The sequence below is a fragment of the Cellvibrio sp. KY-YJ-3 genome (assembly GCF_008806955.1).
Taxonomy (GTDB): domain Bacteria; phylum Pseudomonadota; class Gammaproteobacteria; order Pseudomonadales; family Cellvibrionaceae; genus Cellvibrio.
In genome coordinates this window covers 1355095-1381579 of sequence record NZ_CP031727.1, presented here as the reverse complement: position 1 = coordinate 1381579, position 26485 = coordinate 1355095, and the positions used below count along the sequence as shown (strand labels likewise).

The following is a 26485-nucleotide window of genomic DNA, read 5'->3' as shown; positions in this document are numbered from 1 at the left end:
GAATCATTATGCCAACTAACAGGGTCTACAAATTACTAGGAATAATTATGATGTCCGGACTGAGTCAATTATTAGGATTAACCGCCAACGCCGCACCAACAATATATCCACGGCAGGTAGATTTATCAGGCAATATTTTTCATTTTGCAATGCCTGAAAACTTTAGCAAAGATATGCCTGCGGAAAACATGGTAGAAAAACTGGATATTCAGGACTTGGAGAAATTTACCGACCCCGAATACGGAAACATTATCCGCCGCTGGTGGGACATTAAAAAACCAGGTTTTTTTGGAAAAGAAATTGGTACTGTGATGATGGACATATCGGTTCAGAGGGCTCCAGACAACAAACAAAAGCTACTTCATGATAAAAAGTTTAATCTTGCAGATCGCATGGACTTTATAACAATGATTTATGATCATTTACATCAGAGATATAATCCATTAAACATTGAAGCCAAAAAAAATTACGGCGAAGAAAATGCATATCACTTTGGAATTGGCTCATTAGTTGGCGATCAATTGCGATCACATTATCGTGACTACACCTATAATGATCAAAAATGGATAGGATACAGTGTATCAGCCCCCTTAAATCAAATAATAATTGGCTTTGTCATGCCACTCACTTCCGATGCGTATTTAGAGCTGACATTTACCTACAGCCCCAATCAAAATATTTCCTCCCATGAGTTTTTTGAGGTTGCAGACAAAACAACACAACCAATAGAAGATAGCTTACGGGTAAATTTCATTTCGAATAACCCTATTAAAAATGCCGTCGAAAAAGACTGGCTGAACACCACCAACAATGAAACCCTGGCATTACATAAAGATAAATTATTAATCCCTCTTTTTGGGCCAAACATTTATCAACGATTGGAAGAAAGCAAAAAAAAGGCACTTGAATTAAAAAAAGAGCTGGATCGTCCTTTAGAAGAATAAAACTAACCTCACCAGCAATCATCAAATGCCCAAAATTTTGGGCATTTGATAGCAACTAGCTCCTCCCCGAATACAAAAAATATGCATGGCGTAAAAATAACACTTCGAATACTTGCTTTCTTAATTCCCCTATTGTGCTCATGCAAACCAAACGCCGAGCCTATATTGAAAGAGGAAACATACGAAACAAAAACTATATTCTTCACTAGAGAAGATGACGCTTCTCCCATGGGACACTGGAAAACAAATATCGAATACCCAGTAATATTAAACAACAGCCCAACAATTAAGAAAATCAATGCTTCCATTTTACAAATGACCACAGAGTTTCAATGCGATGATCAAAATGGGGATAAACAATTTCATGCAGAAGTTACTCTGACAAATGGCAAAATTTTCAGCCTCAAGTTTTCAGACTCTTGGTACTGCCCTGGAATGCCGTATACTAAAGGTAGAACCGGCGCAATAACATACAACTTGAAAACTGGCAAAGAAATTGAAATCAATAATGAAATTGAACGCAGCATGAGTGTAGAGTTAAATAAAAAGCTTAATAGCGGCCTGACCAAAGCATTAAAAATAAAGCAAATAGAGGAGGGGTGCCCAACCGAATCAGGTTACTTCTACTTAACAAGACATGATGTGGTTTTTGTGAACAAAAGTGATGACCAAGAAACCTTGCAATGTGAAGTTGAGTTTAGGATCAACCGCGAAGAAATGAAAAAATACATCACAGAGAACTCTGCCCTTCTGTAAGCCTAGCTGCGGAAAGCATTCGCATTTGGCGACTGCTATCCACTAGCGATAAAAAGCAGAGCAGGCAAGCTACATGTAAGACTTAATTATCGCAACAACCCTACAGCCAAAGAAAATAACGCCCATGAAACAAGCACTCCAAGCAGCAACCCTAGCCTTATGTTTTTACACACTCAATGCCAGCGCCAGTATTCTCTGGCAGGGTGATTTTGAAACCGGCGATATAAGCCAGTGGAGCACACCGATTAATCCCGCAGGACATTCGGTGATTTCAGACTGCGTATTTGACGGCAAGTACGCCGGAAAAATCACACTCACCGGTGATGAATCATTTTTGTGGCACGGCAATAAAGATTTGAACCGCAGTGAATTTCACCATCGCTATACGGTAGGTGAAAACAATGAAGGCGGGACACAGGAAGGGAGCGATGCTTTTTTTGCGTTTAGTTTTTATTTGCCGAAAGAATTGAGCAAACACAAACACGAATTGGGTTATTGGGAATCCAACAAAAGCTGGCAACAAATGTTTCGCTTCAACATTCACGGCAGCGAATTGAGTTTTCAGGAAACTGCCGCAAAAAATGTGCTGTGGAAATTGCCCAAGGGCGCCGCACCCGGCCAATGGCACCGCGTCGCCTTGCATATTCACTGGTCAACAAACCCAAAACTGGGTTCAACCGAAGTCTGGGTCAACGGCAAACACATGGGCAAAAATAATTTCCAAACCCTGCCAGTAAAAGACGCCCTGATGTTTACCCAAATCGGCATTCTGCGCAGCCAGGAAAACAGCACCGAAGAAATATTAATTGATGGTGCCCTGCAAACTGACAACCTCACCGAGTTGTTGGAACGCAATCGTTATTTGATAGGCAAAACCTGCGGGCAAGTAAGGAGAGTGAATGAATAAGCGAGAAATAATGTGCGCCTACAATCAGCACGAAAGAATTAATATCACGCTTCCGGGTTTTCAAAAACAGGCATCGGCCGACATCGTCAGATTGGTATCAGAAACCGCCCAAGGCAGTCATATCGCGTATTTCAATTTGCACGCAAATACAGCGAACGAAGCAATTAATAATGAATTGGCATACTTCAAACAATTAAACCAATCGTTTGAATGGAAAACCTACGACACCGACTCGCCGTCAGATATTGGTGAACGGCTATTAGCCCATGGTTTTCAACAAGGGGAGCCCGAATCATTTATGGTGCTAGATCTGGATTCCATCCACACTGAATTTGATGAGCCGGATTACATTATTGAGGTTTCCGACCTGGCCGGAATTAAAGATGCCATAACCGTGCAGGAGCAGGTCTGGGGTGGAGACATGAGTGATAGGCTAATCCAACTGTTTAGCGCCAAGAAAAACGCGCCAGAGGGTATATCTATATACGTAATTTATGACCAAGGCGCGCCAGTAACTTCAGGTTGGATTGTCTACAACGGCACAAGCCCTTTTGCAGGTGTTTGGGGCGGCAGCACACTCAGTGCTTACCGGGGCAAGGGATATTATTCCGCGCTGTTACATAAACGCATCAACGATGCAAAGAAAAAAGGCAAACAATTCCTGACCATTGATGCGTCAGACATGAGCCGCCCGATTGTGGAGAAATATGGTTTTACCCTGATTGCGACAACAACGCCCTATTTTGCCTAACACCTTAACGCATTCAATTAACCGCAATACCGACGAATCAAATCAGTGCATTGCAATGCACTACTTTCTGCACAAAGCACAGCAATAGCGCACAGCAATCTAAATGAGCTAACCGCAATACCTCCCCGCAACTGCGTTCCACACCAAAAAAAATTGCCGCCGTAAATGGCACATGAGTTGCAAAACTACCTTCATTCATATCAAAGGTGGTGCTTATGCGATTCGTTTATCTTGCACTTGCTTTCTTTCTCTCCTCGCTCAGTGCCGGCAGTCATGCCAGCGAAACTTCCATCGCCGATTTAAGCAGCTCACTTAACAGCAGTTGGGTGGTGCTCGCAGGTGTTCTTGTGTTTTTTATGCAGGCCGGTTTTGCGCTGGTGGAAAGTGGCATGTCGCGCGCGAAAAATGCGGTGAATGTCATTATGAAAAATTACATGGATGTGTGCGTATGCAGTTTAATTTTTTGGGTACTGGGTTACGGATTGATGTTTGGTATTAATACTACCGGCTGGTTTGGCAGCAGTCATTTTTTACCGGCGGATTTAAGTGATTGGGATTGGACCTTTTTATTTTTTCAAATGATGTTTGCCGCTACCACGACAACAATCGCCAGCGGCGCCATGGCAGAGCGCGTGCATTTTCATGCGTATTTAATTGGCGCCTGTGTGATTGCCGGGTTCATCTACCCCGTATTTGGCAGCTGGGCATGGGGCAGTAATTACGAAGGCGATGGCTGGCTCAAAGCGATGGGGTTTATCGACTTTGCAGGCTCAACGGTTGTGCATTCCATGGGCGGCTGGATTGCCTTGGCGGCCGTGATAATTTTAGGGCCGCGTCTTGGGCGTTTTAGTCACAGCGGCGAAGCGCGACGCATTCCCGGCCACAACTTAACCATGGTCGCACTGGGCGGTTTTATTCTCTGGTTCGGTTGGTTTGGTTTTAACGCTGGCTCCACGGTGGCGGCCAATAGCAGCATCGGCAAAATCGCACTGAATACTCACTTGGCGGCCTGCAGCGGCGCGCTGGGCTATATGCTCATCAGCAAATTATGTAAGCAGGCGATTTTATTAACCGGTACGGTCAATGGCAGCCTCGGAGGCTTGGTGGGAATTACTGCTGGTTGCGCCACCATGGAGCCACTGTTTGCCATGCTCACCGGAGTGATCGCCGGTGTTATTAGTTTCCTCGGCCCGAAATTATTAACCAGCTGCAAAATCGACGACGTAGTGGACGCTGTGAGCGTGCATGGTTTTTGCGGCGCTTGGGGCACCTTGGCAGCGGGAATTTTTTATGCGAGCGACATGTTTGATATGAGCCGCATTACCGTACAACTTATTGGTATTGGTGTCGCCTTGGTGTGGGGCTTTGGCATTGCTTATTGCGCATATTTTTTAATTGATAAATTGGTGGGCATGCGCGCCAGCAGTTTGCATGAACAACGCGGGCTAGATTTCACCGAACACGCCGAAATTGGCTACCCGGAATTTCAGGATACCCGCGCATTGAATCAAGAGGCGTTAAACGCCCAGCGCTAACTGCGCACTAAAAACCACTCGCTAATCGCTCTCTATAAAACCGAGGCTCATGTGACACCCGAACAAAAACGCAAAGCCGTTGAAGTGGCATTAATGCCCTTTATTCACGGCCAAACGCTCGCGCAAGCGTTGGTATTGTGGGATGAAAAATATGCCCACAAACCTACCTTTGCACTGCAACATTATCTGCGTGAACTCTGTAGCGATATCGAACTCGCGCATATGCGCTCGCGAATGCTGCAAGCATTAGTCGCCGCTTTTTCATCACTGCAAGACAATCGCCAAGAACAGCATAACGCTCCCATTGCGACAGCAACCAAAAGTGCTGCCAACAAAAACCACAGTTCACCTGAACTGCAAATGTTTATGGCATTAGTAGAGCACCTGATCAACAGCGCCAAAGGTGACAACGCAACACGGGTGCGTTTGTACGTATTGGAAAATGTAGAAAAAATTCCACTGCCGCCCAACGACCGCCGCGCATTACAAAGCTGGCTCAATCAAATCGAACCCCTCACCGGCACCACCCCCACCATCCATTTAATGCAGCAGGTGATTAATCTCACTTACGTGGGTTTGTGCGAATATCTCGGGCCAATTAAAGCCGACCAACTATTGCAGCAAAGCGTAAGCGCAGTGCAACGCGCTTATCCGTTATTGAAAGTGCAAAGCTTGTTGTGAATGAGTAGCGTGGAAAATTATTCCGCATCTGGATCAGTTTTACGCCCCGCACGCGGATGCGCTTTGTCGTAAACCTTGGCGAGGTGTTGGAAGTCGAGGTGGGTGTAGATTTGGGTAGTAGAGATATTGGCGTGGCCGAGCAATTCCTGCACTAGACGTAAATCACCGCTGGACTCGAGCATATGGCTGGCGAAAGAGTGACGCAGCATATGTGGGTGGATCGGGTTATCCATACCCTGGGTGATGCTTAATTGTTGCATGCGCATTTGCACCGCGCGATGGCTGATGCGGCCGCCGCGCTGGGTGGTGAAGAGGGCGGGCTCGTTGTCTTGGGTGTATTGTCGGCGCGCGACGAGCCACTCTTTTAGTGCGGCAATTGCCATGGCGCCGACGGGCAGCAAGCGGGTTTTGCGGCCTTTACCGGTGACGGTGAGCATGGCTTCGCCCCAATCGATATCGTTCAGATTCAAACTGGTCACTTCTGCCAAACGCAAACCGGATGAATAAATTAACTCCAGCAGCGCGCGGTCGCGTTTATTAATAAAGTCATCACCTTCCACCGCCACAAATTGTGCGGTTTGATCCACGTCCATGGTTTTGGGTAACAGCTTGGGGGATTTGGGTGCACTGATGCCGTCGGCAACATTATTTTTCATCCACCCGCGACGAATACAAAATTGAAAAAAACTGCGTAGCGATGACAGCCAGCGCTGTAAACTTTTCCCGCCCAAGCCTTCCCGATGCAAATGCGCAACCGCGTTGCGCACATGGCTCATCGCTACCAGATTTAAATCCGTTAATTTTTTTTGCGCACAATAGTTGCGGAATTTTTCCAAGTCGCGCTGATAGTTTTGTTGGGTGAGCGGAGAGAATTGTTTTTCACTGCGCATGTAGGTGAGAAACGCAGCCAATTCATGCGCAAAAGGCAATGCGGGCACCGCAACAGGATTTTCAGCACTGGTAGGAGAGGAAAGCTTATGGTCAGGTGGCAGTTGCTCAGTCATGCAGTTGATCAGTCATAGTAGTTCCGGCACGCCAGCTGCGCGGGGGTATCAGCGTGGCAAATATTTAGGTAATAAACGGTTCAGAACTTCTGCAATATAACCTAAAAATAAGGTGCCCATACTAGAGCGATAATAGTTTGGATCGCGGTTGCCAATGGCAAGCAGGCCAAAGGCGCTGCCGTGCATCAGCGGCACTACCGCCACCGAGCCAATTTCACTGGCGTGATTGCCAAATACAAACTCCAATTCTTTGCTGCCCAGCGTACCGCACACCGCGCGGCTATTTTTTAACAGTGCGCCCAAATGCTCACGGGCTTCAGCAATGCTCACGACACGGGCCTGGCTGCTGGGCACTTTTTCCAGGTTGCCAAACAAAATAACGCTGGTGAAATGAATCGAGAAATCTTTATCAAAACTGTAGTGCAGCGCATCGATAATATCGCCCATGTCTTGCCCTTCTAACAGGGTGAGCACGAGGCGTTTGGTTTTATCGAATAATTTGTCGTTGTCGCGCGCATTGTCGAGCAGTTTGCTCAAGCGATGACGCATATCGATATTGCGCTCGCGCAGAATCGCTACCTGCCGTTCCACCAGCGAAATTGCCGAGCCAGATTCGTGCGGCAAGCTCAATTCGGCTAATAAATCCGGATGGTTTTCAAAAAATTCCGGATGCTCGCGCAACCAAGCTTCGATTTGTTCCGGCTCGAGAGGATCGGCAAGTGTCGGTTTATGTTCGGTCATAGCCTTTAGTTCTAGGTTATTAGATTTTTATCTGCCCATGGAAAACGGTAACCGCTGGCCCCGTCATAATTACCGGCTGACCTTCGCCCGGCCAATCAATCTGCAAACTGCCACCGGGCAAATTGACTTTTACCTGCTGATCCAGCAAGCCGCGCAAACGCCCTGCGACTACCGCGCCACAGGCGCCAGTGCCGCAGGCAAGAGTTTCCCCTACACCGCGCTCAAACACACGCAAATTAATTTCATTGCGCGACACAATTTGCATAAACCCAACATTCACGCGCGCCGGAAAACGCGCGTGGTTTTCGATCAGCGGGCCAAGCTCCGCCACCGGAGCAGTTTTTACATCGTCCACCAACAGCACGCCATGCGGATTGCCCATGGAGACGGCGGAAATGTCGTAGGTTTTACCGGCAACTTCAAACGGATAGGTCACCGCTTGCGCCTCGGCGACAAACGGGATTTGCGCAGGCTGCAAACGCGGCGCACCCATATCCACACTAACTTGTTCATCCTGCTGCACACGCAGTTCAATCAGGCCACCAGCAGTTTCTACTTTAATCACACTTTTGCCGGTGAGTTTGCGCTCACGTACAAACACCGCAAAACAGCGCGCGCCATTGCCGCAGTTTTCCACTTCGCTGCCGTCGCAATTAAAAATGCGATAGCGAAAATCCACATCGGGATTCTCGGGTGTTTCTACTAATAAAATTTGATCACAGCCCACACCAAAATTGCGGTCGGCAATGTAGCGAATTTTTTCCGGTGTTAAACGCACACTCTGACCCACGCCATCGATCACTACGAAGTCGTTGCCCAAACCGTGCATTTTGCTAAAACGTAACCGCATATTTTTTCCCGCTTATTCTGGCAACACTTACTCAGGCAAAAGGGCTTCGCCGCGAATCATATCTTCAAAGGTTTCGCGCGCACGCGCCAAATGGATTTGATCGCCATCCACTACCACCTCTGCTGCGCGACCGCGAGTGTTGTAATTAGAGCTCATGCTGAAACCATAGGCGCCAGTGGACATTACCGCCAGTAAATCACCGGCTTCAATTGCCAGCTCGCGATCTTTACCGAGGAAATCACCCGTCTCACAAATTGGACCCACCAAATCCCATTTTTTCGCGTCGCCCACACGCGGTTTTACCGGACGACTCTTCACCGGACGAATGTCTTGCCATGCCTGATACAAGGACGGACGAATATTGTCGTTCATCGCTGCGTCAATCACCGCGAAATTTTTGTGCTCGGTGGGTTTTAAAAACATCACCTTGGTCAAGAGCACACCGGAGTTGGCAGAAATGGAACGGCCGGGTTCAAACATTAAGGACAATTTACGATCGCCCAATTTGGTTTTGATCGCCGCCATGTAGTCCGCCACCGGTGGTGGGGTTTCATTGCGATAAGTCACGCCCAAACCGCCACCTAAATCCAAATGCGAAATAGTGATGCCGCTGGCAGCAAGCTCATCGACCAACAATAACAAACGGTCGAGCGCATCCAAAAACGGTGTGAGCTGGGTGAGCTGTGAACCTATGTGACAATCCAAACCTTTAATCGCCAAACTGGGCAACTGTGCCGCGCGTGCATAAACCGCGGGAGCGCGCTCAATGGCGATACCGAATTTATTTTCTTTCAACCCGGTGGAAATATACGGGTGGGTATTGGCATCCACATCCGGGTTTACGCGCAGCGAGACGTTGGCTATTTTGCCCTTCTCGGCGGCGATTTGCGCCAGCAATTCCAGCTCCGCTTCGGATTCAACATTGAAGCAGAAAATACCTACATCCAACGCGCGCGCGATTTCATCGGCACTTTTACCCACGCCGGAAAACACAATGCGCGATGGCTGGCCGCCGGCGCGCAATACACGTTCCAATTCACCACCGGATACTATGTCAAAACCGGCGCCGAGTTTGGCGAGCATATTTAAAACCGCGAGATTGGAATTCGCTTTAATCGCATAACAAATCATGCCCGGGTGCGAACCCAATGCTTGCGCGTAAGCTAAATATTGCTGGGTAAAAGCGGCGCGGCTGTAAACATAACAGGGGGTGCCAAAGCGTTCGGCAACAGCGCTCAGTGGAGTGTCTTCAACGTAGAGTTCGCCATTGCGTTCAGTGAAATGCTGCATAAAAAATCTCGATCTGGAAAGCGGTAAGACGGATTAGGACGGATCAGTATTTGGCTCAGGGGCAACAACCGGTGCAGGTTTTTCGGCAGGTGCTGTTTCAACCTCAGGCTGCGGCTCAACTTGAGGTTGCGGTTTGCTTTGTTGTTGCGGCAAGTAGAGCGGGCCTTTTTGGCCACAGCCGATAAGCCCTCCGGTAAACACCACAGTCAACAGGGATAAAACCAGGGCTTTTTGCAGAACTACTTTGTGCATAACTACTTTTTGCATAACCAAAGTCCGATGACACCCCGATTCCTAAGTGGAAAAAAACAGGGGCAGAATAAAAGAGTCGGGATAAGAGACGGGGCAGTATAACCCTGCACCCTCAGGCTCACAACAAAACGCCGCTGTGCCGGAGTGCAGAATGCTGGGAGGGAAAAGAATAATCAGGAGCGGTCAGGTCAGGCAAGAAACCCAAGCGACGCACTAATGGCGAGGCAGCAATGCTCCCACATCCGCGGCACTCACCAAATCGCCGTTGTTGCGCAGTGCCAATTGTTTGATGAGATTTTTCAGGCCTTCAACATGATCGGGAAACGGGTGATTTGCCACCAATTGCACGGCAGCCTCATCCAGCACCAACTCACCGGCAAGGGCAAATTCGGCGATGAAAAACTGCACTAGATCGCGCAAATCATCCTCGCGCTCCACCAGTGTGGGCAGTTGCAGGCTATGCACAAAATGCATCATCCACCCCAAGCCTATGGCAACCGGGTCGATGCTGGCGCGACTCAAGCTAAATACCAAACCGAGGGAATTACCGCTGCGTGTAGCAGCCATCCACTGCAGACAAAAGTGTCGCAGTGCGTGGATATCGCGCACCGAAAGGGAATCGAGGTTGCGCAAAAACAAAGTGCCGCCGGTGGCGCAGCTGCGCAGGGATTGCAGAATCGCGGTGGCCGTACCCTCCTCCCATTCGCGACAATCCGATTCAATAAACGGCGCGTTTTCACTACAGGAAATGTCGTGCAAGCGACGCGCGGCAATAATTTTGCCCGTGCCTTTGTCGGCGCGAATGAGCACCGGACATTTCCTTTTGGCCAATTGATCTATCCACTGATCCAATTGGCGCAATACAGTACTGTTGCCGACCCAAAAACATTGGTCGCCATACCAGTGAATTGAGCGATAGCGGGACTGATAGCGGCTAATAACCCGCACAATTTCCTCAATTACCAACCCCAACTCCTGTTTGACCTCGCTATCATTGGGGCGAACACCGGGTGCCATTTGCACCACCAAATAACCCAGACGCTGGGATGCATTTTCCGGCGTATTAAAATTAACCGGCAAACTCAGCGCCGCCTCGGCATCAAAGCCTTGAAAGGGTGAGCTGTTTGCCTCTTGGGTAGAAATAATAAACTCTTCCGCACCGCCGGAAGCCGCGACAAATAAATCGCGCACATCATCAACTAATAATAAATGGCGATAGCCCTGGTGATTCAGGCAGCGCAGAGTCACTGCCGCCTGCTCAAGGCCAAGGCGAGCAGCAGCGGAGCGCAGGATCATTTTAGTCAGCGCGATAAAACTTTTATTCACCGGCACCCAGCGCGGCACCGAGGACTGATTAAACTTGCGTGTTGGGCGCGCCCGACTTTTGTAACTGCTTACGGCCTGAAAAAGGGCAATCATAACGATATTCTCATGACTCACAGGGGCGATAACTGGGAAAACATCGGCATCTTGTGGCAATCTATGAGCCTTGAGCGCTTTTGAACATTACACGCAATTACACCAATACAAAGAAAGACTTGATCCGGACCCGCTATGGCTTATTTGTTGGATGTCGCTGCAGAGGCCTATTTTCCTCTCGCCCCTCATCACACCTTTGGCAGACTCGCCAACAGTGTGGACACCCATATCGACAAACCCTACGTATCCAAATTGCATGCCGCCATCGAATGGAATGGCGAACAGTGGCGCATTAAAAACCTCGGCCTTAACGGCACCTGGATCAATGGCATCGCCATGGCGCAGGGCGAGACCCGCGAACTGGCGGTTAACGATGAAATTGTGCTCGCCGCGCAAACCGACCCCGGTTTTCGGGTGATGGATCTGCGGGCGCCCAACGATATCTTGTGGCCGTTAAATCGCTCGCTGAGCGAAACCTCACCGATTTACCTCAGCCGCTATCACCTGCTGCCCGATGGCGACGCCCCCGAATTAGCACTCTATTTTGACGAGCAGGCGCAACAGTGGTTTCAGGAAGCCATAGCCGAACACGGCGAAGCCCTGCCGCTTAACGATGGCGACCTGGTGCAATTCTCTACCGGCCACTGGCAATTTGTACGCGCCAACATTTACGGCCCTACCGAAATAAAAAGCGCGCGCCACATTAACGATTTTGAATTTGTGTTTAATTTGAGCCTGGATGAAGAAACGACCCAGCTTGAATTGCGCCAGCAACAAGTGCTGGACCTGGCCGTGCGTACCCATCACTACCTGCTATTGCAACTCGCCCGCCACCGCGCTGAAGACGCCGCACGCGGGCTGGATAGCAAAAGCCAGGGCTGGGTTTATGCTGATCAACTCGCAGCGGAACTGGGGCTGGACAGCACCCACATGAATATTCAAATTTTCCGTGCGCGCAAACAATTGGCTGACCTATTGCCCGATGCACTGGGCCAGCAGTGTCTGCTGGAGCGACGCGGTGGCAAAATTCGCTTTGGCTGCGATAAATTTAAAATCTACAAAGGCGATCAACTGACCGCCACCTCCATCCTGAAGGATTGCTGATCACCCTATGGACAGCAAGCCAAACTCCACCATCCCTCTGCAAATCGGGCACTACCAAGTGCAGGAGGCGATTGGCCGTGGCGGCATGGGTTTGGTATACCGCGCACGCGATACCCGCCTGGAGCGCGAGGTGGCGATTAAATGTTTGCGCACGGAATTATTTGAAGCCCATTACATCGAGCGTTTTAAGCGCGAAGCCTTGCTGCTTGCCAAATTAAACCACCCGAATATTGTGCAGATTTACGATTTTATCGAGGCGCCCGACCAACTGGCGCTTGTGATGGAATTAGTGGATGGCCAGAACCTGCAAACTTATTTGCGTGAACATGTAACACCGCTATCGCAGCGTTTGCACTGGCTAACGCAAATTGCGGAAGGCTTGGCCATCGCCCACGACGCCGGCATTATTCACCGCGATTTAAAAGCCGAAAATATTCTGATCAATAAACGCGGCCAGGCAAAAATTACCGATTTAGGCATCGCCAAATCCCAGGATTTTAATGCGACGCTCACCGACCATGTCGCAGGCAGTTATTGCTCCATGTCGCCCGAACAGGCGATGGGTGAAAGCATCAGTTTTAAAAGCGATTTATTTTCGCTCGGCATTTTGGCCTACCAATTATTGTGCGGCGCACACCCCTTTGGCGATACCGGCAACAAGCTGCAAATAATGCAGCGCATTATTTCGCACCCGCCCACTCCACCGCACCAACACAACCCGGACTTACCCGCCGAGTTTGTGGATTTGCTGGGGCAATTGTTATCCAAAGACCCGAACAAACGCCCGGATAATACCCATTGGGTAGCAGCGCAGTTTAAAAAACTCAGCGCGATGAATGTGCACGACAATATTGCCAGCGATGACACCCAAGCACTGGCAATGCCGCACACCAACATTAACAACGGCATCACGCGCAGCGCACGCACACAAGACCACCCCACCTTTGAAACGCGCTTTGCAGCGGTTGCACTACCCAGGGTTTCACCTTGGAAAAAAATTAAACACTACATTGCAGCCAATAAAATTGTAGTGAGTTCCGCAGCACTGAGCGTTTTCATGATCGTAGGTGTGATTGTGTGGCAATTGCAACCCAAACCGCCCAAGTATATCGCGGTGATTCCACCCAAGTTGACGGCAGAGGGGATGCAGGAGTCGCAGCAGGAATTAGTGAAATTAGCTGTGTTTGATTCTATTCAACAAGGCATCTTAGCGATAGAAGATGGCTACTACCTCATCCCCCGCGAGGAAATAATTGACACCAATGGTGATATAGATAACATCCGTCGAGCGACAGCTGCCGATGAAATAATTAGTACCGATATAAACTGCAAGGACGACATATGCAGAATAGCGTTAACACGCATCAATGCCGATCATTCACGCTTGCGCACATCCCACTCAAAAACATTTGATGTATTAACCGACAACTATCTTGCGATGGCGAGTTTAGTATACAAAAATATCGAATTGATCTATCAGCAAAATAGCATTGCTCATCACGCTCAATTCACACCAAGCGATTACACAACTTATCTGTCAACCTATCAGGATTATTTACTCAATGGAGCAACGGCTGAAGGACTGTCAGCGATAGACTCAATTAATAATGTTAGCGCATTGATCGAAGCACAAACATTATACCGAGACTTGGCGCTTGATCTTTACTATGAAACATCGGAACCTATTTATCTCGAAAAATTTAAACGCATTGTGACTTCAAACCAACGAAAAAATGCAGAAAGCACTCAACACTTAATTAATATTTTTTATCTGGCTGATGCCGAAAACGACAAGAAAAAAGCAGAGGATATCATTGAACAACTAAGAGACAGGGAGTCCAATTTGGGAGTTGTGTTAAGCCTGGAAGCTTATATAGAGCTGGGGAAAAGCAATTACAAAAAAGCAATAGCCATTTACAAAAAGCTACTGAAAATTAAACCATCAGCAACAAACTATCAGAACATTGCTATCACCTACTGGCAAGCAGGCAACTTAGCTGAAGCGAGAAAGTATTTGGCGTTGGCGCTTGAAAAGTCACCTGACTCCTACAAAGCAAACCAAATCCACGGCGCCATTTCGTTATCTGAAGGCGACACAAAAAAAGCGATTGCATCTTTTAATACTGCAATTAAAAATCGCATCGACGCAACAAACTTGAGCAATCTCGGGCTAGCTTATCTACTCGACAATAATTTCCCACAAGCTGCGGCAAAACTACAGCAAGCAAATTCACTTGCCCCCAATAACATGGTAATACTATTAAATTTTGCCGATGCACTACACCATAACAATCAAAAAGATTCTGCATTTAAAAAATATCGAAAAATTATCAACTCAATTTCATCAACAAGTGAAAACCCAGAAGAATTAAAGGCGAAGATATTGGCGCACAGCCATTTGGGGGAACACTCACAAGCAATTGAACACTTGTTACTTCTTCAGAAACTAGACAAAGAAAATATTGACACACCATACACAGCAGCAATTGTTTACACACAAGCAAATGAACGAACCTCAGCCCTAGTCAACATCAAAAAAGCACTGGAGGAAAAAATCCACCCAACTTGGTTTAATTTTTCCTGGTTTAACTCGCTCTGCGAAAGCACTGAGTTCATAAAATTGATGAGCGCCTACGGTGCACCACAGCGATGCACCGGAGAGAGAACCAACTAGCGCGGACGAGTAATGATTACGCGCGGATCCTGTGATTCATAAATCGTGACAACACCGGTGTTTTGGTTCGTCAAGGAAGCAACAAAACCAAATGGGATATTCTCTTCATCGTTTTCCAGTGCGTGTACATAAACAATCATGGTGTAGCCATTGTCGATGATATCCAAGACTACATCGTTGTTAGGGTCGCTATCAGGGTTGTCAGTTGCTACACCGCCCAGCGCAAAACGCCAGGTGCCACCGGAAGCAGGGTTCTGTTTGATTTTCACAACCAACACTGCACGCTCAAACTGACGGTTTAATGCAGAAGGGTTTGGCTCAAACGTCACTTCCAGATTTTGTATATCGGTAGTGCTGCCCTCTTCGGTAAAAATCCAATCCCCCGGCCCAGTCGCGAGGCTTTTCGCTGGCATCAATTCAAAGGTTTTAATAACCTGACCATTCAACGGCACGTTGATTACCAAATCAGTAGTTGTCAGTGCTTTGCTGGTTTTTTTTGCTTTTACTGGTTTCGCTGCACTGGCGGCGACTTTTTTAACAGTCTTTTTTTCCGCCTTTTTGTCACTGTCTTTCTTTTTTTCTGCTGCCATCTTGATTATTTCCTGTCATTAAGTGTGTGGAATCCCTAGGTGAACAACACATCAAAAACAACGGCCTTTTGATTGTGTAGTCGCCCTCTTCCCGGAAAGCGACTGAAACGATACCGCGTGATTATTTAAATAAGGGTACTATTAATTGTTAATACTCATAGCTCACCGACAGACCAACGGTGCGCGGGCGAGTGACGTATTCGAACTGACCTTGGTCACCATAAAAATCATCCGCGCGGCCGCCGGTAATCCCACGGGTATTGGCGATGTTATTCACAAAAGCACCCAAGCGCCAATTACGCAGTGTTACACCAACCTGTGCATTGGCAGTGTTGTAACTATCCAATTGTTGATAATTAAAATAACTTTCGTTGAGTGCGGTGTATACCTCGCCCATACGTTGGAAGCTCAGGCTACCATCCCATTCCACGCTGCCAATCGCTTGCAAATAATCCAGCGCTACGCTGAACTGAGTGCGTGGTGAACCGGGTAAACGGTCACCGTCAAACGCGTCAATAGCTTCCACGGTTTCGGTTAGCTCGGCATCGATAATGGTGTAATTGCTGCGCAGGCTAAAGCCGCCGGGTAATTGTGCAAATACTTCCAGCTCAACACCTTGGGAGCGCGCTTCGCCCGCGTTGGCGGTAATGGAGCGGCCATCATCTTCGGCGGTGGTGCTTACTTGGATGTCTTCCCACTCGGTGGAGAAAACCGCGGCGTTGAATTGCAATTGTTGATTGAACCACTCGCTGCGCAAACCCAACTCGACACTGGTGGCTTTATCCGGTGCATAAAAACGATTAGTGGTTACATCGGGCGGCGTGAGGTTGGCGCCGCCGCGACGATAACCTTCGGCCAATTGTGCATACACATTTAATTGCTCGGTGAATTTATAGCGTGTGCCAATTTTGCCCAATGTGTCATTGGTTTTATCGTCGCCGCGCTCACAACTGGGTGTGCCGTCAGAGGGAAAAGCGGTGGTGCACACTTCCAGTTTATCGTCGTAATTAAAATAGCGTGTACCGGCGCTGACTTCCCATTGCGGGGTCAGGTCGTAAGCGATTTCACCGTAGGCGGAATATTCATCCAGCGTTTCTGTTTGGGTAGCCAGGTATTCCAAATCGCCGGGTAATTCAGCACCTAAAAATTCGCCAAAACCGGGCGTGTAATCACCCATGTAAACATCCAGATCATCGCGGCTGTAAAAACCGCCCACTAACCAACGCAGCGGCTGGTCGCTGTCTGATACCAAACGCAATTCGGCGCTGTCTTTAACCACATCGATGGTGCTGGCGTTGTAGGCAGAGAGATCCTCGTACAGGTTGTAATACTCAACATCCGGATCAAAACCTATGTACAAATCCGTCTGATCCGCACGCTCGTTATGCGCATAATCGTAGCGATTCACACTCGCGGTGAGTGTGGCAAAACCCATATCGTAAGTGGCGTCGATGCTTGCCAATTGCAGTTCACCTTCCATGGGTTGCAAGTAGCGACTGGAGGCGGTGTAGTCGTCGCCGGTAAAACTTTCATTCGCGGCTTGGCGATCACCGACATTTATTTTTTGATAGTGATAGCTGCTATTGAGCGAGAAATTATCGCTCGCTTGCCACAGCAAACTAACACGCGCCTGTTTGGTTTGGTCGTCGTTAATGTCCTCTTGCGCGCCGCTTAATAAATAGGGGTTGTCGATAAAACCGGCATTGTCGGTTTTGCCGAGCAATAAACGCAGGCCAAGGGTGTTATCGATTAATGGCGTGTTCACTACCAGATCTGTGTCGTAACTTAAATCGTCGCTGTGTTTGGTTTGTGACAGTTCACCGCTCGCACGTACTGAATATTTTTCCAAATCCGGTTTGGCGGTCACGTAGCGAATCAAACCGCCGACTGAGGCATTACCGTAAAGTGTACCCTGGGGGCCGCGTACCACTTCTATTTGCTGCAGATCTTTCAGGCTGAAAGACGGCGGTACAAAATAGCCTTGCAGCGGAATATTATCGACGTAGCTTGCCACCAAAGAGCCATCGCCGCTCAAATCACCGGAGTCAATTTCATCCATGCGCAGGCCGCGAATAATTAACCCGGTAGGGTTGCGCGGGCCGGCATCCACAATATTTAAACCCGGCACTTGCGCGGCGATATCGCCAATATTTTTTACGCCTTGAAAATTATTCACCACACTGAGTGCACCGGCATAATCCTGCAGGCGCTGTTCGCGTTTTGCGGCGGTGACAATCACTTCTTCTACCGCTGCCGATTCGCTTGCTGCCCAGCTGGGTGCTGCAAGTAATGGCAATATGGCACAGGCAATCGCCAGTGGTGTTTTGGTGCTGATTTTTTTTGTAGTTTGCTTGCTGTGTGTGCTGTGGCTGTTGATCATGTTTTCCTTAGCTCCAGTAGTGAAATTATTTAGCGGCTAGCGCCACCTTCTGCGGGTTTTGGCGATACTCAGACGGTGTTTTCCCTACCAGTTTTTTAAAGAAGGTATTAAATACCGATTTACTGTTAAACCCCACTTCCAGATAAATGTCGGTGATGGTTTTATCCTTATTGGCCGGATCCAGCAGGCGCTTTTGCACTTCCTCGATCCGGTAGCCGTTGATGAACTCGTAAAAATTTAAATTGAAATGGCGGTTGATAATCATGGATAAATCTTTCGCCGGGATCGACAAGTTTTCAGCCAGCATATCCAGTGTTAAATCCGGATTGAGATAGGTTTTTTGGCTGCGCATGATGCTGTCGATTTTTTCTGCATACTCGGGGTTGAGCAGTTTTTCCTGCGCGGATTTTTTAGCCGGTTCACGACCGCTATTGCTGCTGTCTTTTTGGCGCACCGCTTCAAAATTGCTGAAGTAGCGCATGCTGGTAAATACCAGGGTGCAAACCAATACAAACAGCGCGTAGTAACCACTCAAGCCGATGTATTCGATCACGTTGCCGCTGGGGTGCGGCGCCTGAAAATCATAACCGGCGGCAAAACCAATCGCTTTGGAGAGCGCCAGAAATGCCTCCATCGCGGTGACCACCAAAAAGCCCATCACCAATATTTTGAGCCAGAGGATATCCACCTTTTCAATATTGGAGTGGGTGTTTTTGAGTATGCCTTTGTATTTGTAGATCAGCAAAAAGCCTGCCACGCAGTAGCCAACACGCAGGAACTTACAAAAGAAATCCATCCCGATGTAACCAAAACTGTACACAAAGGCTTCGCTGTTGATCCACTCCAGGCGTGTAGCGGCGGGGAAACGGTAGAAGGCCAGCAGCATAAATACACCGAACAATGCGAGCGGCAGCAGGTGCAGATAATCCTTGGGGCGCAGGTGGAAATCGCGGAATACCAGTGACTTCACATAAAAGTAGAGCAGCACGGCATCCAGGTAGTAGGCGAAGCCGCCAATAAAATAAATACCGGGCGCATGGGTGCGCACCTGCAATTTGAAATCGGCGCCCCACAGAATTAATTCATGCAGTGGAATAAAGGCATGGGCGATTAAAAAAGCGGCGAGAAAATAATTGCTGATGTTATTGGGCGGGTTGGTAGCAATCAGCAGTAGCGCAAAAAAACCGCAGAGCATAGCCGTCATCAGCAAAATAACGTCGTGAAAATTGAAAACTACAAAATCCATAGGTGATCCCCGAATACTTTTTATTGTGACGCTGTTGTAGTGGTTGAACGCGCCTTGGTTGTGTCACAAGGGATACTATAGAAACTGCCAGCCCTGAGCCAGCATAAATCTATTGCGGCAGCGAAGTGGCACACCACCGCCAGGTTCAGTGCAAACGGGTGCCTCTACCCCCATCAATTCCCGCTATTTAGCGGCTTTTACGCCCATGGTTCGAGCAGTTTTTGTTTGCTCGAACGGGTTCGCTTTACATTTTTTTGCACCCTTTCGCCGCTGTCGAACGACAGCTGTTACACGCTTGCCTAGAGTGCAGCCAACGCCGCCCGACCGACATCAATAAGAACCACAACAAGGAAACGCAGTAACGCGGAATAGGGGGCGCGTAAACCGTAATAACAATAACGTCACAGGTATAAACCCATGAAACCATCAGCAATTCGCACCTGGTCAGTGCTTGCACTGGGCCTTTCCAGTGCACTCCTGAGTCAGCTCGCAACCAGCCAAGTCAATGTGCCCGCCACCATACAAGCCGAAGCCTACAGTCATATGAATGGCATTCAGCTGGAAAATACCAGCGATAGCGGTGGCGGCCAAAACGTCGGCTGGATTGATGCCAACGACTGGCTCTCCTACAGCAATAGCCCGGTCAATATCCCCACCACTGGCGCATACGACATTGAATATCGTGTCGCCAGTGCAACCGGCGGTGGCAACATCACCTTTGAAGAAGCGGGCGGCACACCGGCCTATGGCAACTTCGCCCTGCCCAATACCGGCGGTTGGCAGAACTGGACGACGGTAAAACAGCGCGTGAATTTGAGCGCGGGTGTGCATCGCTTTGGTATCAAAGTGAATGCCGGTGGTTTTAACCTCAACTGGTTCAGGGTTGTGCCGGTGCAAACCCAAAGCTGGACGCCGCTGCCCGCGATCAAGCAAAGCGGCCACCTGTGGGTGAACGCCACTACCAACCAGCGCGTGGATTTGCGCGGCACCAATCTGGGCAACTGGTTGATTCAGGAATTCTGGATGATGGGCGGCATCATCTCCCACAGCGGCGGCGCAGTGAACGACCAGTGCACACTGGAATCGGTGATGGCGCAGCGCTTTGGCAATGGGGAAAAAGAACGCTTGATGAAAGTGTTCCGCGACAACTACATCACCGCGCGCGACTTCGACATGATGCAGGCCATGGGCATGAACGTGGTGCGCATCCCCTTCCTGTACAGTTTGATCGAGGACGAATACAACCCCTACACCTTGCGCAGTGACGCCTGGCAATACCTGGATTGGGCGATCAATGAAGCGGAAAAACGCGGCATGTACACCATCCTCGATTTGCACGGCACCGTCGGCGGGCAAGCGGCGGCCAGTGAGCAGCACGACGGTTGCATCGGCGCGGCACAGCTCTGGACTAACGCGAGCTACTGGGACCGCACCAAATGGCTATGGGACATGATCGCCCAGCGCTACAACGGCCGCAGCGCCGTCGCCGCGTATGACTTGCTGAATGAACCCTGGGGCACCGACGCCACCACCCTCGCCAACCGCTCCTACGAACTGTTCAACGTGGTACGCGCCAAAGATCCCACCCGCGTGATTTTGCTGCCCGGCCATAACAGCGGCATCGATGCCTACGGCAACCCCAACAGCCGCGGCCTGACCAACGTATCCACCTGGATGCACTTCTACCCCGGCCTCTGGGGCTGGAACGACACCGCCGCTTACGGCGCCGGTCAAGCCAACATGTACGCCAACTGGCTGCACTGCAATCCCAACGGCCTGGGTGAAAGCTGCGATTGGCGCAACAAAATCACCAGCTTGCAAACGCCCTTCCTCGTCGGCGAATTCCAACCCTGGACACTGCTGGGCAGCTACGGCGGCCAGATGACGCGCAAAGCCTACGACATCTACAACAGCTACGGCTGGGCGGCGACCAACTGGGCGTGGAAAACCACTTCGCAAAACGGCTCCAACGGCGATACCAGCGGCTGGAACTGGGGCATGGTCACCAACAGCAGCAATGGCGGCGGCATGAGCCCGATTAACGTGAGTAATGCCAGCACCGCGCAAATCGAAAACTGGTTCCGCCAATTCTCCACCCAGCCCTTGGTGCGCAATGAAAGCATCGCCACCTGGATGAATTGGAAACCAACCGTGGGCACGCGCATCGAAGCGGAAATGTTTAAAGACCACAACGGCATCCGCATGGAAACCACCACCGACGCCGGAGGCGGATTCAACGCCGCCAGCACCGACGACAACGACTGGATGAGCTACCCCATCAACATCCCCACCACCGGCAATTACACACTGCAAGTGCGTGTGGCATCGCCCTACACCGGCGGCATTTTGGTGCTCAGTAGAAACGGTTCGGACTTAGGCACCATCAACGTGCCCAACACCGGCGGCTGGCAAAACTGGCAAACCGTTTCCACCACTGTTTACCTCACGGCGGGGCAACAGGATTTATCGATTTTTGTCAGAAAAGGCGGTTGGAATATCAATTGGTTCCAATTAAACCCGCTGTGATTTTTTAGCAAAAACTTTCTCTCTCTAGCCCTGTTGTTAAGGCAGTTAATTAACAACAGTCCTTTGCCGATGCAGCAATGCATCGGCTTTTTTGTTTGTGCAACACCACCATAAAATCACTAGACTGCGCAATCTCAATCAGGACAAGGCACGCGAAAAACTCGCATTATGCGCTGCACCTGAAACATGAAGGATTGGCATGAGCAATAACCCGACAAACCATTACGACAAACGTATCGCTCGTGTTTGCGAATACATTAATCAGAACCTCAATCAAGATTTAACACTTGAGCGAATGAGTGATGTTGCCGCTTTTTCCAAATACCATTTTCATCGGGTATTTATGGCCTACACGGGCATGAGTGTGACACGCTTTATTCAGTTGACCAGACTGAAACGAGCCTCCTATCGCTTAGCGTTTGAAAGTGAAAAACGGATTATTGATATCGCACTGGAAGCCAGCTTTGAAAGCCCGGAAGCATTTGCGCGGGCCTTTAAACGCACTTTTGATAAATCGCCTTCTGAATTCAGGGCGGAACCCAATTGGCCAGAATGGCATATGCGGTTTCAATTTCAGCCTAAACCTTACGGAGAAATAACCATGAAGGTCAACGTCATTAATTTTGAAAAAACAAATGTTGCATTCATTGAACACCGGGGAGCACCAGAAAAAACACTGGAAACTGCGGCAAAATTTATTGCATGGCGTAAAGCTACCGGACTCTCGCCGGTAAAAACCAGCAAGACATTCGGCATTCCCTATAGCGATCCAAAAACCACTGAGCCAGAAGAATTTCGTTGGGATGTATGCGGCACCATCGATACAGAGATCCCCGAGAACGATTACGGTGTAAAAGCAGGAATAATTCCCGGCGGAAAATGCGCCGTTATTCGCCACACCGGCAGCTACAATACCCTCGACACGACCATCTACGCGTTTTATCGCGAATGGCTACCGAACAGTGGCGAAGAAGTTCGCGACTATCCCTGCTTTTTTCACTACGTGAATTTCATCCACGAGGTCGACGAATGTGACCTTATTACCGATATTCATTTCCCACTAAAATAAACACCGCGCCTTGGCTCACCCAAAACCAAGGCACCAACCTTCCCGAAAGCGCGTTGCACAGATTGTAATAAGCTGTAATATTACCCCGCACACCAAACCGCCTACCCTATGCGGTTCCCGTCACAGGAATGACGACAGCAGTAAGCACCACAAGGAAATGTATTACGGATTTTGGATACATGACTTGGCTGCTATGGATTACGGATATTAAAAGCACTGCACTTTCCCCACTCCAAACACCCTCGCTCGTTTTTTTGCTTGCTTTGGCAACGCAGACTTTTTATTTCCAATTATCCAAAATATTTTCAAGCTGATGCCGAAATTAATACCGGCAATGTACCCGTAGGTTGTGGCGCGTCGCGCAGACTGAGTTTACGAACCGCAACGGGTTTGAAGGGCGGGTTTGTGCCCAAAGCGGACAGGTCGCCAAATGCGCGCGGCAACTAATTGAGATTGTTTGTGCCATATAACTCCATAATTAATTCGGAGTGATAGTTAACCCTTTGATTTAGCACTAACCAAATCGAATGAAGGTTTATCTACTTTTGGAGTTATACAGCGCCACACCAAATTAGTTGGAATAACGTTCTGTGGGTTATATAGTTGGTGCAATTTAATAAACTGTTAACTGGCATCGCATATGAAGGATATTCCTCTAGGCTCAATAGATTCGAAGATTTACGAAAATAATGGGGATATACATTATAAAATTTCACCTATTTTCGGCCTTAAAACCTCTGTGTGGGGTGACTTCAATTTATCTAAAGTAACTGTTTTGGTGTGTAACCAGAAAAATCTAACATTTAAGAGTGGCGTGGTTAAAATTAACATGACATTTAAACCGTATACGCCAGGTCTAGAGAAGGTAAGGGTCACGAAGTATGTTTTTGGTATTATTCCTCTTGGTTGTCAGTTCTGCGAAATATCAGTAACCAATAAGAATTACCTCCAAGCTCAATTTACAAACAGTTAACAAGGCGCAGCAACACGCCGCTGCGCGGCTGGACAGTTTGTAAGTCGCGCTTATGTGGTTTTGCTACGCAAAAGTATTCCACAGCGCGCAACTTACAAACTGCCGTTGTGCTAAACGTTATAGCAAGCAAGGAATTCACAAATGGCCAAGAGGCTAATATATTCAATTTTAATTTTATTGCTGTTAAGTGCCTTGGCGGCTGGAGCAATATATTTCTATAGTTCCAGTATTCATTGGAAATCTTTAGCCGCCACAGAATCCCCTAATGGAGAGCTTTCCGTAAAAAGTTACGCTTACGGATCTGATTGGAATAGACATGCTCCATACGGTACATACATTTTCCTTAATCAGAAATATGAATTCTCTAATCCTAAAGGGCATGTAATTTTTGCCGGTTACTGCGAAAATGAGCCTAAATTCTATTGGTTGAGTGACTCTCAATTAGCTATCAAGTGCAAATTGCAGAAAGAGCATATTCGCACCTTGGCAAGCAAGGCATATGGTGTTTCAATTGTTTTTGAAACAGAGTAAGGGCTATAACAAGGCGCAGCAACTCGCCACTGCGCGGCTGGACAGTTTGTAAGTCGCGCTTATGTGGTTTGCTTCGCAAAGTATTCCACAACGCACAACTTACAAACTGCCGTTGTGATTAACGTTATGATTTACCAATTCGGAGACAATTTATGCCAACAAGAAGAACAGGAAATTTTAATGTCGCAGAAGTGGTGCTGGAAAGAACTAAAGCTAAGCTTGCTACATTTTTAAGCGAAGAGGAAATGGCTAGAACACAAATACGCCTAGAGAACGGTAAGTTATCCTTTAACGCTGATAAATCTATACTTGAGAAAATAACATCTAAATTTGGCGAGCCAGCATCAAGCGAGTAAAAATATTATGGAAAAAATACCAAAAAACAATGGAACACTTATTGTTAATGGCTCACAAATAAACAAATCCACACCACAAGAAACTCAAGCAATTCTAGCCAAATATCAATTTATGTATTCTTTGGCGGGCTTGTTGTTGGGGTTAGTCGCTATCATTGGTGGAATTTATCTTTTTGTAATTGGGGTTTCTGGAGCATCCGACTGGTATATAAAATTATTAGGTGCCGAATCTAAAATTCTTCAGGCTGCACCTGGCGCAATTCTTTTTATTGTTGGTGTATCTCTGGTTTTCATAACTCGCTATAAATACAAACACATTGTGGCAAAGTAATATCATAACAAAGTGTAGCAACTCGCGCACTTCGTGCGCTGGACAGTTTGTAATAGGAATCAATGATGGAATCATTGTCAGATATTTTCTCGCACCCAGTGCGAAAACGAGCATTGATAATTCTCGCTGCACTATCGCTTATTCCGGTTCTATCTGACTTTCTTTACGAAGAATCTGGGGTATCTCTATTTTTACTGTTAGTTTACTTCATGTTCAGCATTTTATATTGCTTCTGGTCGGTCTACTTGATCGTCAAAATCAGAGGAGTAATGAAGACCAAAAGATCATCCAACGTAGTACTGGAAATTGGAACTTGGGGGTACGTTTGGCGCTCTTGGCTCTTGTGCTCTGCTTCTTCAGTAACCACGCTTATTGCGTTAAGAGTATTACTTGGAGTTCATTTCGACAAAACTCTTTTCGCAGAAGCAGTTATTTTTTCTATATTGGTTATGGCGTTTATGCCAGCATTTTGTTGGCTGTTCTATTCGAGTAATAGAAAGCAACAATTTTATACCGGTCTTAAATATTTTAGAGGCTATTAAATTGAAATAAGCACATAACAAGCGACTGTGGTAAAAAATAGCACGTAGGTTGGGCATTACCGCCCAACCTACGTTGAGGGGCTACTTGCGCTTGGCCGAATCACAACAACTTGCTTCATGAGATGCGCACTACATTTAGGCCGGGCTCTTGACCAAGATCTAACAATAAAAACAAACCCAAAACACAGGACGTACTTATGCAAGACAATATTTACGCCGCACCGGAAGCAAACCTTGTCGATACTGAGGCAGGTGCAGTAAACCCCGCTTTTTATGTGGTATCTCCAGCGAAATTTTTTACCCTGTTCTTTTTTACGATTGGTTTGTTTGGCGTGTATTGGCATTACAAGAACTGGACGCTGTATAAGGTTGCTTACAGTGACCACGAGCCTATGCCGGTTATGCGGGCGATATTTTCGATATTTTTTACCCACGCATTATTTTCCGTGATTGACATGCGCGTTACAGATGCGGGCAAGGATTTCAAATGGAATGCTACTGCTTGGGCGACTGTAGGGGTAATCGCGCTTGTGACTTCAAATGTTATTGATAGGATTCCTGCATCGGGCACCCTGGGTGCGCTCTTTGTCTTTATGCCAATACCACTCACACTGGTATATGGGCTGACGCTACTCAAAGCGCAGCGCGCTATTAATGTGAGCTGTAATGACCCGGAGGGGAAATCCAACCGGACGATTACCTGGGCAAATTGCATCTGGATCTTTTTGGGCGCAGCTCTTTTTACACTGGCATTGTTGGGAGTTTTTCTACCGGAGGAGTAGGTTGATCTCAACCTATAGGCCATTATGCTGACCTATAGGTTAAACGAGGCCACGTCCATGCCAGCAAAAATTGATATCTCCGAAGCGACAATAAAGCTCCTCGAAATAACTCTCCGTGGCGCGCACTGAACCAGCCCTCACAACCATTTATCAAAACCATTCCTTACCCGGCCAAACACCACTTTGGCCGATTTATGCCGGACGTCGCTGCGCTCTTCCAACCTACGTCCCCACTTACGGTAGATCCACAT

Annotated in this window: 23 protein-coding genes; 14 read left to right on the top strand and 9 right to left on the bottom strand. The window is 48.1% G+C overall.

All coding sequences use genetic code 11. The annotated features are described in order from the left end of the window. The first annotated feature begins 47 nt into the window (after positions 1–47). From D0B88_RS05800 to D0B88_RS05775, 6 genes are all read left to right on the top strand, one after another. Positions 48–944 carry a hypothetical protein gene (locus tag D0B88_RS05800; protein ID WP_225318554.1) on the top strand — a complete coding sequence of 299 codons (897 nt, stop codon included), beginning with the start codon at positions 48–50 and terminating at the stop codon, positions 942–944. Positions 945–1109: 165 nt separating this feature from the next. Continuing rightward, positions 1110–1700: a hypothetical protein gene (locus D0B88_RS05795; protein ID WP_151055808.1), complete on the top strand. Its 591-nt coding sequence runs from the start codon at positions 1110–1112 to the stop codon at positions 1698–1700. A 124-nt stretch (positions 1701–1824) separates the two neighbouring features. After that, positions 1825–2607 (top strand): polysaccharide lyase, encoded by a 783-nt coding sequence (locus tag D0B88_RS05790; protein WP_151055806.1) that lies wholly within the window; start codon positions 1825–1827, stop codon positions 2605–2607. Beyond that, the gene (locus D0B88_RS05785; RefSeq protein ID WP_151055804.1) at positions 2600–3358 is read left to right on the top strand and encodes a GNAT family N-acetyltransferase; all 759 of its coding nucleotides are present in this window, start codon (positions 2600–2602) and stop codon (positions 3356–3358) included. Before D0B88_RS05790 ends, D0B88_RS05785 begins: the two co-directional genes overlap by 8 nt. A gap of 215 nt (positions 3359–3573) precedes the next feature. After that, positions 3574–4893 carry an ammonium transporter gene (locus D0B88_RS05780; RefSeq protein WP_151055802.1) on the top strand — a complete coding sequence of 440 codons (1320 nt, stop codon included), beginning with the start codon at positions 3574–3576 and terminating at the stop codon, positions 4891–4893. 51 nt (positions 4894–4944) lie between these two features. Next, entirely contained in the window at positions 4945–5574 is a 630-nt protein-coding gene (locus D0B88_RS05775; protein WP_151055800.1) for a hypothetical protein, read from the top strand. A 17-nt stretch (positions 5575–5591) separates the two neighbouring features. Here D0B88_RS05775 and xerC read toward each other — a convergent pair whose 3' ends face one another. The 6 genes from xerC to D0B88_RS05745 all read right to left on the bottom strand — a co-directional run bounded on the left by xerC (position 5592) and on the right by D0B88_RS05745 (position 11130). After that, a complete protein-coding gene (xerC, locus tag D0B88_RS05770) occupies positions 5592–6578 on the bottom strand; it encodes a tyrosine recombinase XerC (protein ID WP_151055798.1) in 987 nt (328 codons plus the stop codon). A gap of 48 nt (positions 6579–6626) precedes the next feature. Then, positions 6627–7319, bottom strand: coding sequence for a DUF484 family protein (locus D0B88_RS05765; protein ID WP_007638285.1), 693 nt, complete (start codon positions 7317–7319; stop codon positions 6627–6629). A gap of 19 nt (positions 7320–7338) precedes the next feature. Beyond that, complete coding sequence (gene dapF / locus D0B88_RS05760; protein WP_151055796.1) at positions 7339–8169, bottom strand: diaminopimelate epimerase; 831 nt, start codon at positions 8167–8169, stop codon at positions 7339–7341. Positions 8170–8196: 27 nt separating this feature from the next. After that, positions 8197–9459 (bottom strand): diaminopimelate decarboxylase, encoded by a 1263-nt coding sequence (gene lysA, locus D0B88_RS05755; RefSeq protein WP_151055794.1) that lies wholly within the window; start codon positions 9457–9459, stop codon positions 8197–8199. 33 nt (positions 9460–9492) lie between these two features. Further along, positions 9493–9726, bottom strand: coding sequence for a lipoprotein (locus tag D0B88_RS05750; RefSeq protein WP_225318553.1), 234 nt, complete (start codon positions 9724–9726; stop codon positions 9493–9495). Positions 9727–9924: 198 nt separating this feature from the next. Beyond that, positions 9925–11130 (bottom strand): sigma 54-interacting transcriptional regulator, encoded by a 1206-nt coding sequence (locus tag D0B88_RS05745; RefSeq protein ID WP_151055792.1) that lies wholly within the window; start codon positions 11128–11130, stop codon positions 9925–9927. Positions 11131–11265: 135 nt separating this feature from the next. Between D0B88_RS05745 and D0B88_RS05740 the strand changes: the two genes are divergently transcribed. Together D0B88_RS05740 and D0B88_RS05735 are read left to right on the top strand one after the other, a co-directional pair. Then, a complete protein-coding gene (locus D0B88_RS05740) occupies positions 11266–12234 on the top strand; it encodes an FHA domain-containing protein (protein WP_007638290.1) in 969 nt (322 codons plus the stop codon). 7 nt (positions 12235–12241) lie between these two features. Further along, positions 12242–14908, top strand: coding sequence for a serine/threonine-protein kinase (locus D0B88_RS05735; protein WP_151055790.1), 2667 nt, complete (start codon positions 12242–12244; stop codon positions 14906–14908). On the opposite strand, the gene D0B88_RS05730 is transcribed toward D0B88_RS05735, so the two are convergent. From D0B88_RS05730 to D0B88_RS05720, 3 genes are all read right to left on the bottom strand, one after another. After that, positions 14905–15498 carry a DP-EP family protein gene (locus D0B88_RS05730; RefSeq protein WP_151055788.1) on the bottom strand — a complete coding sequence of 198 codons (594 nt, stop codon included), beginning with the start codon at positions 15496–15498 and terminating at the stop codon, positions 14905–14907. The genes D0B88_RS05735 and D0B88_RS05730 overlap by 4 nt on opposite strands. A 148-nt stretch (positions 15499–15646) precedes the next feature. Then, positions 15647–17878 carry a TonB-dependent receptor gene (locus tag D0B88_RS05725; RefSeq protein ID WP_151055786.1) on the bottom strand — a complete coding sequence of 744 codons (2232 nt, stop codon included), beginning with the start codon at positions 17876–17878 and terminating at the stop codon, positions 15647–15649. A 25-nt stretch (positions 17879–17903) separates the two neighbouring features. Next, complete coding sequence (locus tag D0B88_RS05720) at positions 17904–19124, bottom strand: AraC family transcriptional regulator (protein WP_007638295.1); 1221 nt, start codon at positions 19122–19124, stop codon at positions 17904–17906. A gap of 417 nt (positions 19125–19541) precedes the next feature. Between D0B88_RS05720 and D0B88_RS05715 the strand changes: the two genes are divergently transcribed. From D0B88_RS05715 to D0B88_RS05690, 6 genes are all read left to right on the top strand, one after another. Next, entirely contained in the window at positions 19542–21650 is a 2109-nt protein-coding gene (locus D0B88_RS05715) for a carbohydrate-binding protein (protein WP_151055784.1), read from the top strand. A 199-nt stretch (positions 21651–21849) separates the two neighbouring features. Then, positions 21850–22719 (top strand): GyrI-like domain-containing protein, encoded by an 870-nt coding sequence (locus tag D0B88_RS05710; protein ID WP_151055782.1) that lies wholly within the window; start codon positions 21850–21852, stop codon positions 22717–22719. A 1114-nt stretch (positions 22720–23833) separates the two neighbouring features. Beyond that, positions 23834–24223: a hypothetical protein gene (locus tag D0B88_RS05705; RefSeq protein ID WP_151055780.1), complete on the top strand. Its 390-nt coding sequence runs from the start codon at positions 23834–23836 to the stop codon at positions 24221–24223. Between the two features lie 152 nt (positions 24224–24375). Next, positions 24376–24579 carry a hypothetical protein gene (locus D0B88_RS05700; RefSeq protein ID WP_151055778.1) on the top strand — a complete coding sequence of 68 codons (204 nt, stop codon included), beginning with the start codon at positions 24376–24378 and terminating at the stop codon, positions 24577–24579. Positions 24580–24586: 7 nt separating this feature from the next. Continuing rightward, on the top strand, positions 24587–24910 hold the full coding sequence (locus D0B88_RS05695; protein ID WP_151055776.1) for a hypothetical protein: 324 nt from the start codon (positions 24587–24589) through the stop codon (positions 24908–24910). A gap of 739 nt (positions 24911–25649) precedes the next feature. Next, positions 25650–26234: a hypothetical protein gene (locus D0B88_RS05690; protein WP_151055774.1), complete on the top strand. Its 585-nt coding sequence runs from the start codon at positions 25650–25652 to the stop codon at positions 26232–26234. The last annotated feature ends 251 nt before the right edge of the window (positions 26235–26485 follow it).

What these genes read in the sequence shown, in the direction of transcription:
- D0B88_RS05800 (WP_225318554.1), top strand. Translation starts at nt 48, where the DNA reads ATGATGTCCGGACTGAGTCAATTATTAGGATTAACCGCCAACGCCGCA.
- D0B88_RS05790 (WP_151055806.1), top strand. Translation starts at nt 1,825, where the DNA reads ATGAAACAAGCACTCCAAGCAGCAACCCTAGCCTTATGTTTTTACACA.
- D0B88_RS05785 (WP_151055804.1), top strand. Translation starts at nt 2,600, where the DNA reads ATGAATAAGCGAGAAATAATGTGCGCCTACAATCAGCACGAAAGAATT.
- D0B88_RS05780 (WP_151055802.1), top strand. Translation starts at nt 3,574, where the DNA reads ATGCGATTCGTTTATCTTGCACTTGCTTTCTTTCTCTCCTCGCTCAGT.
- xerC (WP_151055798.1), bottom strand. Translation starts at nt 6,578, where the DNA reads ATGACTGAGCAACTGCCACCTGACCATAAGCTTTCCTCTCCTACCAGT.
- D0B88_RS05765 (WP_007638285.1), bottom strand. Translation starts at nt 7,319, where the DNA reads ATGACCGAACATAAACCGACACTTGCCGATCCTCTCGAGCCGGAACAA.
- dapF (WP_151055796.1), bottom strand. Translation starts at nt 8,169, where the DNA reads ATGCGGTTACGTTTTAGCAAAATGCACGGTTTGGGCAACGACTTCGTA.
- lysA (WP_151055794.1), bottom strand. Translation starts at nt 9,459, where the DNA reads ATGCAGCATTTCACTGAACGCAATGGCGAACTCTACGTTGAAGACACT.
- D0B88_RS05750 (WP_225318553.1), bottom strand. Translation starts at nt 9,726, where the DNA reads ATGCAAAAAGTAGTTATGCACAAAGTAGTTCTGCAAAAAGCCCTGGTT.
- D0B88_RS05745 (WP_151055792.1), bottom strand. Translation starts at nt 11,130, where the DNA reads ATGATTGCCCTTTTTCAGGCCGTAAGCAGTTACAAAAGTCGGGCGCGC.
- D0B88_RS05740 (WP_007638290.1), top strand. Translation starts at nt 11,266, where the DNA reads ATGGCTTATTTGTTGGATGTCGCTGCAGAGGCCTATTTTCCTCTCGCC.
- D0B88_RS05735 (WP_151055790.1), top strand. Translation starts at nt 12,242, where the DNA reads ATGGACAGCAAGCCAAACTCCACCATCCCTCTGCAAATCGGGCACTAC.
- D0B88_RS05730 (WP_151055788.1), bottom strand. Translation starts at nt 15,498, where the DNA reads ATGGCAGCAGAAAAAAAGAAAGACAGTGACAAAAAGGCGGAAAAAAAG.
- D0B88_RS05725 (WP_151055786.1), bottom strand. Translation starts at nt 17,878, where the DNA reads ATGATCAACAGCCACAGCACACACAGCAAGCAAACTACAAAAAAAATC.
- D0B88_RS05720 (WP_007638295.1), bottom strand. Translation starts at nt 19,124, where the DNA reads ATGGATTTTGTAGTTTTCAATTTTCACGACGTTATTTTGCTGATGACG.
- D0B88_RS05715 (WP_151055784.1), top strand. Translation starts at nt 19,542, where the DNA reads ATGAAACCATCAGCAATTCGCACCTGGTCAGTGCTTGCACTGGGCCTT.
- D0B88_RS05710 (WP_151055782.1), top strand. Translation starts at nt 21,850, where the DNA reads ATGAGCAATAACCCGACAAACCATTACGACAAACGTATCGCTCGTGTT.
- D0B88_RS05705 (WP_151055780.1), top strand. Translation starts at nt 23,834, where the DNA reads ATGGCCAAGAGGCTAATATATTCAATTTTAATTTTATTGCTGTTAAGT.
- D0B88_RS05700 (WP_151055778.1), top strand. Translation starts at nt 24,376, where the DNA reads ATGCCAACAAGAAGAACAGGAAATTTTAATGTCGCAGAAGTGGTGCTG.
- D0B88_RS05695 (WP_151055776.1), top strand. Translation starts at nt 24,587, where the DNA reads ATGGAAAAAATACCAAAAAACAATGGAACACTTATTGTTAATGGCTCA.
- D0B88_RS05690 (WP_151055774.1), top strand. Translation starts at nt 25,650, where the DNA reads ATGCAAGACAATATTTACGCCGCACCGGAAGCAAACCTTGTCGATACT.